The organism is Pontibacter sp. HJ8 (assembly GCF_054824225.1).
In genome coordinates this window covers 1-8465 of record NZ_JSYF01000290.1, presented here as the reverse complement: position 1 = coordinate 8465, position 8465 = coordinate 1, and the positions used below count along the sequence as shown (strand labels likewise).

The 8465-nt window shown below is 50.9% G+C and carries 6 protein-coding genes; 2 read left to right on the top strand and 4 right to left on the bottom strand.

Annotation, left to right across the window (positions count from 1 at the left end; genetic code table 11):
• A partial coding sequence (locus OB13_RS13310) for a THUMP-like domain-containing protein (protein ID WP_461490658.1) occupies nt 1–1125 on the bottom strand: 1125 nt, incomplete at its 3' end.
• A gap of 156 nt (nt 1126–1281) precedes the next feature.
• On the opposite strand from OB13_RS13310, the gene OB13_RS13305 reads away from it, so the two are divergent.
• Both OB13_RS13305 and ahcY read left to right on the top strand, forming a co-directional pair.
• Nucleotides 1282–1971 (top strand): DUF4397 domain-containing protein, encoded by a 690-nt coding sequence (locus OB13_RS13305; RefSeq protein WP_461490657.1) that lies wholly within the window; start codon nt 1282–1284, stop codon nt 1969–1971.
• Between the two features lie 166 nt (nt 1972–2137).
• The gene (ahcY, locus tag OB13_RS13300) at nt 2138–3445 is read left to right on the top strand and encodes an adenosylhomocysteinase (protein WP_461490656.1); all 1308 of its coding nucleotides are present in this window, start codon (nt 2138–2140) and stop codon (nt 3443–3445) included.
• A gap of 120 nt (nt 3446–3565) precedes the next feature.
• Here the strand turns inward: ahcY and OB13_RS13295 are convergent, their stop codons facing one another.
• The 3 genes from OB13_RS13295 to OB13_RS13285 all read right to left on the bottom strand — a co-directional run bounded on the left by OB13_RS13295 (nt 3566) and on the right by OB13_RS13285 (nt 8409).
• Nucleotides 3566–4315, bottom strand: a complete 750-nt coding sequence (locus tag OB13_RS13295) for a LytR/AlgR family response regulator transcription factor (RefSeq protein ID WP_461490655.1) — start codon at nt 4313–4315, stop codon at nt 3566–3568.
• A 30-nt stretch (nt 4316–4345) separates the two neighbouring features.
• Nucleotides 4346–7315 carry a two-component regulator propeller domain-containing protein gene (locus OB13_RS13290; RefSeq protein ID WP_461490654.1) on the bottom strand — a complete coding sequence of 990 codons (2970 nt, stop codon included), beginning with the start codon at nt 7313–7315 and terminating at the stop codon, nt 4346–4348.
• A gap of 332 nt (nt 7316–7647) precedes the next feature.
• Nucleotides 7648–8409, bottom strand: coding sequence for a glycosyltransferase family 2 protein (locus OB13_RS13285; RefSeq protein WP_461490653.1), 762 nt, complete (start codon nt 8407–8409; stop codon nt 7648–7650).
• Nucleotides 8410–8465: the final 56 nt, after the last annotated feature.

Genomic DNA, 8465 nt, shown 5'->3' with positions numbered 1-8465 from the left:
CAGATAGTCCGACCCTCCTTCTTTTATACCTGTCTTTTTGCGGATGTCTGCTACCGATTCCGGGAAGTTACGAACGGTGATGTTGGCTTTGCGGGCCGGTAGCCTGGCGTAGAGTTCTTTTTTGTTGTAGCGGCTGATGCCCTGGCAGCTGAAGGCCCGCCCCGGGAATTCCTCCACCAGCGAGGGAGAGGTATAGAGGTGGCTGTTCGGGTGCAACTTGTGCAGGCCATATTGGGCCGCCACGCTTCTGTAGGCGCCTGCTTTCAGTATAGCTGCGTTCGGCTCATACAGATACGCTTCCGGGTCTTCGTACCTTACCTGCGCCTGGTCTTCCTGGCTTTTGGTAAAGGCCAGATGCTGCCTCTCTATTCCCGGTAACAGGTTGACGGCATGGCGTTCCGCTTCGCCTGCTACCGACTGGCTGATCAGGTATAGCACCTCTTTGCACTCGTTCTGCAGGGCAATGACCCATACCTGCGCGACTGTCCCCAGTTGTTCTACGGCCAGGTCAATGTCCAGCATCGGGGAAGTTTTGAGCAATACGTGCTTCGCCTTCTGAAGGAGCAGCGGCAGTAGTTGCAGCACATCGGGTTCACTGTCCTGCAGCAGGTGCACCTTCTCGGACCGCTCTCCCCGCCGTGCCGGATCCAGGTAGATCACATCGGCCTGACCGGTAAAGGAAGCCAGAAATGCTTCCGCGGTGGTATTCGCCGTTTCGATGTTGTCCGCTCCCAGCAGCCGGAAGTTGTGGCGGGCCACTTCGGATAACTCGCTGTTCTGTTCCACATGTACCACCCGGTTAAACTTCTTTGAAAAATAAAAGCTGTCTACTCCGAAGCCGCCTGTCAGGTCAATGAGCAACTCGCCCGAAACCAACGAAGCCTTAAAGGATGCGGCAGCCTCCGAAGAGCTTTGCTCGACCGAAACAGCCACCGGAAAGACCACATCGGGGTTCGCTACCCAGGTAGGAAGTTTGTCGGTAGCTTTTTGCCGGGCCTGAATCTGTTTCACCAGCTCAGCCACTGGTAAGCCGGGATAACGGCGTGCCTGCAGCATCAGTTCAGCCGGTTTGCGGTGCTGGTGCTCCTGTATGAATGCTTTCTCTTCCTGGGTATAGTGCTTCATGGGCTACTACAAAAGTACAGGTTTATATTCTCCTTTTTGTAAGGGGTTAAAAACAAATTGTTTAACGTATTTGTAAAAATATTAAACAATATCTAAGACGTGCTGTTGTATTCACAGCTAACAAAACTTATTTACCCATTAAACAATTAGAGCGATATGAAAAAGTGGATGAAATTGATGCTATTGGCTATGCTGCCAGCCGTCCTTCTGACAAGTTGCGATGACGACGATGAGGAGATCTCGATAGACGATATGGCTATGGTTATGGTCGTGCATGCTTCTCCGGATGCCCCCGGCGTGGATCTGCTGGTTGATAATGCAAAAGTGAATACATCAGCGCTTACTTTCCCGGGCAATACCGGCTACCTGGATGTGCGCTCCGGTAACCGCAATGTGAAGGTGAACGCGGCCGGCACCAGCACAACGGTCATCGATGCCAACCTGGACCTCGAGAAAAACATGAATTATACCGTATTTGCTGCCAATACACTGAGTGGAATAGAACCGGTCGTGCTCATGGATAATCTGGCAGCTCCTGCCTCCGGAAAAGCACATGTGCGCTTTGTGCACCTCTCGCCCGATGCCCCTGCTGTGGATGTAGCCGTAACCAACGGCCCCGTACTGTTTAGCAACAGAGCCTTTAAGAGCGCGACAGACTTTACCCCGGTAGATGCGGCTGCTTATAACCTGGAGGTCAGGGTGGCCGGTACAGACAATGTTGTGCTGACGGTACCTAACGTGCAACTGGCCAATGGCAAGATCTACACCATATTTGCCCGGGGATTTGTCGCCCCTCCATCCGGCAACAGCAATGCTCTGGGAGCCCAGATCATCGCAAACAACTAGTAGCTTTGACGTTAATGCCATTCCCGCAGCCTGCATCCAGAGTGCAGGCTGCCGCGTTTGTACCCACTGGTAAAAAGGCCTGGTGACCAGATAAGGTGTAATTTTATATGGAAATGAGCAACAAATTGTGTAATTTTGTGTTCCTGTTAGAACAAAGTATTCCATTATGATTGATACACAACTTAAGTACAAAGTAAAAGATATATCGCTTGCTGCTTGGGGACGCAAAGAGATCAGACTGGCTGAAGCTGAGATGCCTGGCCTGATGGCTATCCGCGAAGAGTACGGTCCGAGCAAGCCACTTGCGGGTGCCCGCATTGCCGGCTGCCTGCACATGACGATCCAAACGGCTGTGCTGATCGAGACGCTGGTAGAACTGGGAGCTGAGGTGACCTGGTCTTCATGCAACATCTTCTCCACCCAAGACCATGCTGCTGCGGCTATCGCGGAGGCAGGTATTTCCGTGTATGCCTGGAAAGGGATGAACGAAGAGGAGTTTGACTGGTGCATCGAGCAGACCTTGTTCTTTGGTGAAGACCGTCAGCCGCTTAACATGATCCTGGATGATGGGGGTGACCTGACCAACATGGTGCTGGATAAGTACCCGGAATTGTCAGCTGGTATCAAAGGCCTTTCTGAGGAAACGACGACCGGCGTTCACCGCCTGTATGAGCGTATGAAGAACGGCACGCTGACCATGCCTGCCATCAACGTAAACGATTCGGTCACCAAGTCTAAGTTTGACAACAAGTATGGCTGTAAGGAATCGTTGGTAGATGCGATCCGTCGTGCTACGGACGTGATGATGGCTGGTAAAGTAGCTGTTGTTGCTGGTTATGGTGACGTAGGCAAAGGTTCTGCTGCTTCCCTGCGTGGAGCCGGTGCCCGTGTTATCGTGACCGAGATCGACCCGATCTGTGCACTGCAGGCTGCAATGGATGGCTTTGCTGTGAAGAAAATGGCGGATGCCGTGAAGGAAGCTGACATCGTGGTAACCGCGACCGGCAACAAGGACATCATTACCGCTGAGCATTTCAAAGCAATGAAGGACAAAGCGATCGTTTGTAACATCGGCCACTTTGACAACGAAATAGATGTGGCATGGTTGAACAACAACTATGGCCAGACGAAAGATGAGATCAAGCCGCAGGTAGACCTTTACAACATCGATGGCAAGGATATCATCCTGCTGGCGGAAGGCCGCCTGGTCAACCTGGGTTGTGCGACCGGTCACCCGTCATTCGTTATGTCTAATTCCTTCTCAAACCAGACACTGGCTCAGATCGAACTCTGGACCAATGCAGACGCATATGAGAACAAGGTCTATACCTTGCCAAAGCAACTGGATGAGAAAGTAGCCCGCCTGCACCTGGCCAAGATCGGCGTAGTGCTGGAGGAGCTCAGACCTGATCAGGCAGCTTACATTGGCGTTGAAGTAGAAGGTCCATACAAGCCGGAATACTACAGATACTAATCAAGCTTGCTTATACCTAAAAAACAGGAAAGCCGGGACGCATGTACCGGCTTTCCTGTTTTTTAGGGTTATTCACTTAACTTTAGCGCTCTTTAAAATTTTATTAGGGTAAGAAGTAGATCATATGATATTGAAACGTGACATAAGCGCTTTCTTATAAGACTTTCCGATCGGAACATCTCCCTTGGCAAAGACTACGGAATTTTCTTCCAGGGCTTCCACCTTATCCAGGTTGGCGATGTAGGAGCGGTGCACCCGCACAAAGTTGTCAGGCGGCAGTTTGTGTTCCATATCTTTTAGCGTAGAGCTCACCAGGTATTTCTGATCGGCCGTTACGATAAAAGAGTAATTGTCATACGCTTCCACCCAAAGAATATCACTGTAGTGTACCTTGATGATGCGGTGCTTTACCTTTACAAAAATGTAATCGGCATGCGCACCGTTTTCTTTTAGAATTTTAGGTGGCACCACAGCTTCCCCCTCGTTAGGCTTGTGGGGACTGCCGTGCTTGTACAAGGCAATCTCAATAGCGGAGCGCAGGTTCTTTTCGTCAAAGGGCTTTGCCAGGAATCCGTCGGGTTCCGTTTTTTTGGCTCTGTCAACCGTGTCCTTGTCCGCATAGGCTGTCAGGTATATAAAAGGTATACCGAACTCCTCTTTGATTCTGGAACCGATCTCGATGCCGTCTGCTTCCCCTTTGAGGTTAATATCCAGCAACACCAGATCCGGCTGTGTCTCCCGGATTTTTTCCAATGTGTCTTCTCCTGCATCGATTGCGCACGTTTCATACCCCAGCTCTTCCAGGCAAGCAGCTATATCTTCTGCAATGATGACTTCGTCTTCCGAAATTAGAATTTTGGGTTTTGTCATAGCATTATTTTCATACGTAAAAATCTAAAATTATGATGCCAAAACAAAATGTAATATTGAATTTGTACCATTGTTATTTTGGAACGCAATATTACCATTCAGTTTTTTGCTTAAAGAGTGAACCAGCTGGAGCCCGAAAGACTTTTTGAAGCCTGCTTCGAAGCCGGCAGGCAACCCGATTCCATTGTCCCTAACCAGCAAGGTATAGTGTTTGTTTCCGTGCTCCTCCAGTTGTAGCTGCAGCTCACCGGTCCTGTCAGGGAAGGCGTATTTGAGCGAGTTGGATACGAGTTCATTCACTATAAGCCCCAGGGAAATAGCAGAGTCAATGTCAACCATAATGGGCGGGATATCCAGCTCGAGCCGGACCTGCTCCGTGGTGCTGCCATAGGTTGCATATAGCCCTTCGCAGATTCCTTTGAAATAATCATGCAGGTCTATGGCTGCCAGGTCCTCGTGCTGGTAGAGCCGCTCATGCAGCATGGCCATCGACCTGACCCTGCTCCTGATCGACTGCATGACCTCCAGCGCCTGCGGATCCCGCACATGCCGCGCCTGCAGGTTAAGCATGCTCATCACGATCTGCAGGTTATTCTTCACCCGGTGGTGTATCTCCTTGAGCAGAATCTCTTTTTCCCGGTGTTTTTCCTCGAGCAGTTGGGTACGGTGCCGCACCTTCTGTTCGAGCAGCGAGTTGAGTTTTACGAGGCTCTTTTCCCGAAGGCGGATTACCGTGATGGATCCTGCGGCAGTGATCAGCAGCAGCAGGATGATGAACCACTCCCGGCGCCAGATAGGTGGGGTGATCGAGAAGGTATACGTCAGAGGACTGGGTGTCCAGTAACCGTCGTTGTTGCAGGCAAGCAACTGGAAGGTATAGTCGCCCGGGTCAAGACTGGCGTAGGTAGCAGACGACTGATTGGTCACGGCTGACCAGTTGTCATCATGCCCTTTCAACCTATACCTGTATCTGACCTTGTCAGGGGCCGTGAGGCATATCCCATGGAAGTCGAATGTGAGATGATTCTGGTTGGAGGGCAGCCGCAGATTTACCGGAAGCCCGTTTACCGAATCGGTCTTATGGCCGAGCTGTTTCCAATCCGTAGGCTGGAGGAACAGCATAACATCGGAAAGCATTGCACTGGGGTATACCTTATTTTCCCGGTCCATTTCGGGGAGGTATTTTGTCAGGCCTTTTGATGTGGCAAACCACACGCTGCCGTCCGGAGTTTGGGTGATGCCGTTGCTGCTGACTTCTATCCCTCTGAAACCATCCTGATTGGCGTAGGTCCGAAAGCGGAGTTTGCCGTGCTGGTGCAACTCATCAAGACGTACCTTGAGCACATTTCTGCTGGTGCCCACCCACAGGGAGTTGCTTTTGTCCACATACAGGCTTTTGATGCCTTCGGTAGGAAGTCCGTTTTGGGAGGTATATACCTTGGGCACTTCCCAATCATCGTGCAGGATCAGGATGCCGTGGTTAAAGCCGCCAAAGTATAAATTACCCTGCTGATCTTCCGCAATGGAAAGAACTTCTCTGAAGCCGGAATTCTCCAGCCTTGGATCTGCTGTGATTTTACCGTGCTCATACCTGAAAATGCCGTTTTCAGCTCCCAGCCATACCCTGTTTTTGGCGTCGCGATGCAGCACGTATACCTTGCCGGTGGGCAACTGGCCTGCCAGATAACGGGCTTTGGATTGATGTGGCAGCAATACAGCCATTCCCTTTGCAGTGGCAAAGAGCATGTTACGGCCATCGGGCAGAGCCTGGTATACATCAGGAGCAGATGAGCCTTCCTGCATGTTGTAATGGGTGACGTTTGCCGGGCCCAGCCGATAGACTCCCTGGCTGGTACAGACCCAAACATCGTTTTCATTTCTGACCCACATGCTGTGCAGCGTGGTACTCGGGGGCCAGTTGTCTGTTTTCAGCCAGTGCAGGCTGTCGTCTTCCATATAGGCTGCGTAGCCATTGTCAGTGCCCAGCCATACCCTACCTTTAGTATCCTGCGCAAGAGCAGAGATAATGGGTTCTTTTAGCTGGCCCATGTCAAAATAATGGACAAACCAGGGCGCCTTGTACTGCATCAGCCCATACCCGGTAGTGCCGATCCAGATATTGCCTTCGGTATCGGTGGTAATGGCATTGACCTTATCTGTCCGGAGGCCGCCCTGGTGGGTGATGTGTTCAAAGTTTTTTCCGTCGTACTTCAGAACGCCTTCGTTTTTGAGGCTTATCCAAAGGTGGCCATAGGTATCGGTGGTGAAATCCGTGATGTCTGCAGCGACAATGGCCGGAGGTAGCTCAAAAGCCTGAAGCTTGTTGTGCCGGAAGGCTGCTGCTCCCTGGTTGGTGCCGATCCAGATAGTGCCCGCAGGGGATTGACAGATGGTCGTAACCGCATTATCGGGCAGGCCGCTGTCGGAGGAGGTATAGTTGGTGATGCAAGCAGACGATACATTAAATACCCCCTGCAAGGCGCTGCCAGCCCAAAGATCATTGGCAGATGTGGTCAGAACAGCGGTATACCAGATCGGAGGAAGCGAGGTATGGATTTTAAAGGTATCGCCTGTTGTGGAATAAATACCATTGGCAGTTGCGACCCAGATAGTGCCTTGGTTATCTTCTGCTATATCAAACACCCCGCCGGGCGGGAGGCCGGCAGGAGTGCCGTAGGAATGGAATCCATTGCCGCTGTAACGCATCACTCCCTGGTCGCTGGTTCCGATCCATATGTTGTGCTGGCTATCCTGGAGCAGGCAACTGATGCTGTTGCTGCTCAGTCCTTCCCGCTTGGTATAGGTATGGAAAGTAGTCCCGTTAAAACGGCTCAGGCCACCCAGTGTCGCTACCCACAGTTGTCCGGTATGGTCCTGCAGGATAGCATTCACCTGCGACTGCGGGAGCCCTTGCTCCAACGACCAGTTGCGGAAATTATATTGCTGCGCTTGTAAATGCAATGCGAACAGCAACAGCGCTATAAGGGTGAAATGGCGCATCGGGTTTGCATTAGGGACAGTAGATCAGGTATATAGCCAGACTACTTTGTTTGTGTCAAAAAAATACCACAATATTTATATTACTGATTTGGCCGGTAATTGTTTTAGTGCTGTTAACAGATGTTATAGCCGTGTGAAAAAAGGACTGTCTGATAGGAACTGCCAGGCAGCCGGGATAAGAGCAGCTACAATGCCGGCTCTGAGATTCGCAGTGGGAGTGGAGAGGAAGAGGGGTAGGGTAGGTACAGCCGGAGTATATTTAGTATATAGCTGGATACAAAGCCTCCTATACCTGGAGGAAGGCGTAGGTTCCGGAAAAAACGGTATTTAATTTAGTTTTTGTCTGATTTCTGATTTTCCTCATGCAGTTTCATGTATTTGTAAAAGGTATAAGCGGCGTTCGTAAAAGAAATGGTCAGCCCTTCGTACCCATATAGGAAACCCTTTTGCAGGATGTAATTTCTGAAAAATGAAAATGCGGCTTTGAAATAGCTTTTGGCAGGGGAGGAGCTTTTCCTAAACCTGTTCTCCTGGGCAAATAAGGTAGAGTACTTGTTGGCTTTTTCTACCAGCTGCGCAATACTGTCATAGGGAAAATGCCGCAGCGGGTGCCGGAGTCGTTGTACCCGGAGGTCTTGGAGCTGGAGGTGCTCATGGACAGCCAGATCGGCAAACCGGGTCGTTTGCTTACAATACAGGCGCTCCACCACATCATTGTCCCAGCCACAGGCTTTGATGCGTTTCTGGCGGTAGTAGTTGTGGCGCAATACACTGTAGACAGTGCGGGTATCCTGCAGGTCGAGACCGAGTATTTCGTCTGCCAGTTCCTGCGAGAGTACTTCATCGCTGTCTATTGACAGGATCCAGTTGTGCGTTGCATGCTGCGCTGCCAGGTTCTTCAGGGGGCCGAAGCCAATGAACGGGGACTCCACAATGCGGGTATTGGCAAAGCTGGCGGCGATGGCCATAGTTTCATCTGTGGAGCCATTGTCGAGTACAATTACTTCGGGGAAGCGCTGCAGCGCCTGCAGGCAGGCGGCGAGGTGCTTCTGACTGTTTTTGGTCAGTATCGTAACAGAAATAAATGGACTCATGCGCGGTATACCCGAAAGTGGTTATTTCAACAAAATTAAGTTTTACCTGCAATTTC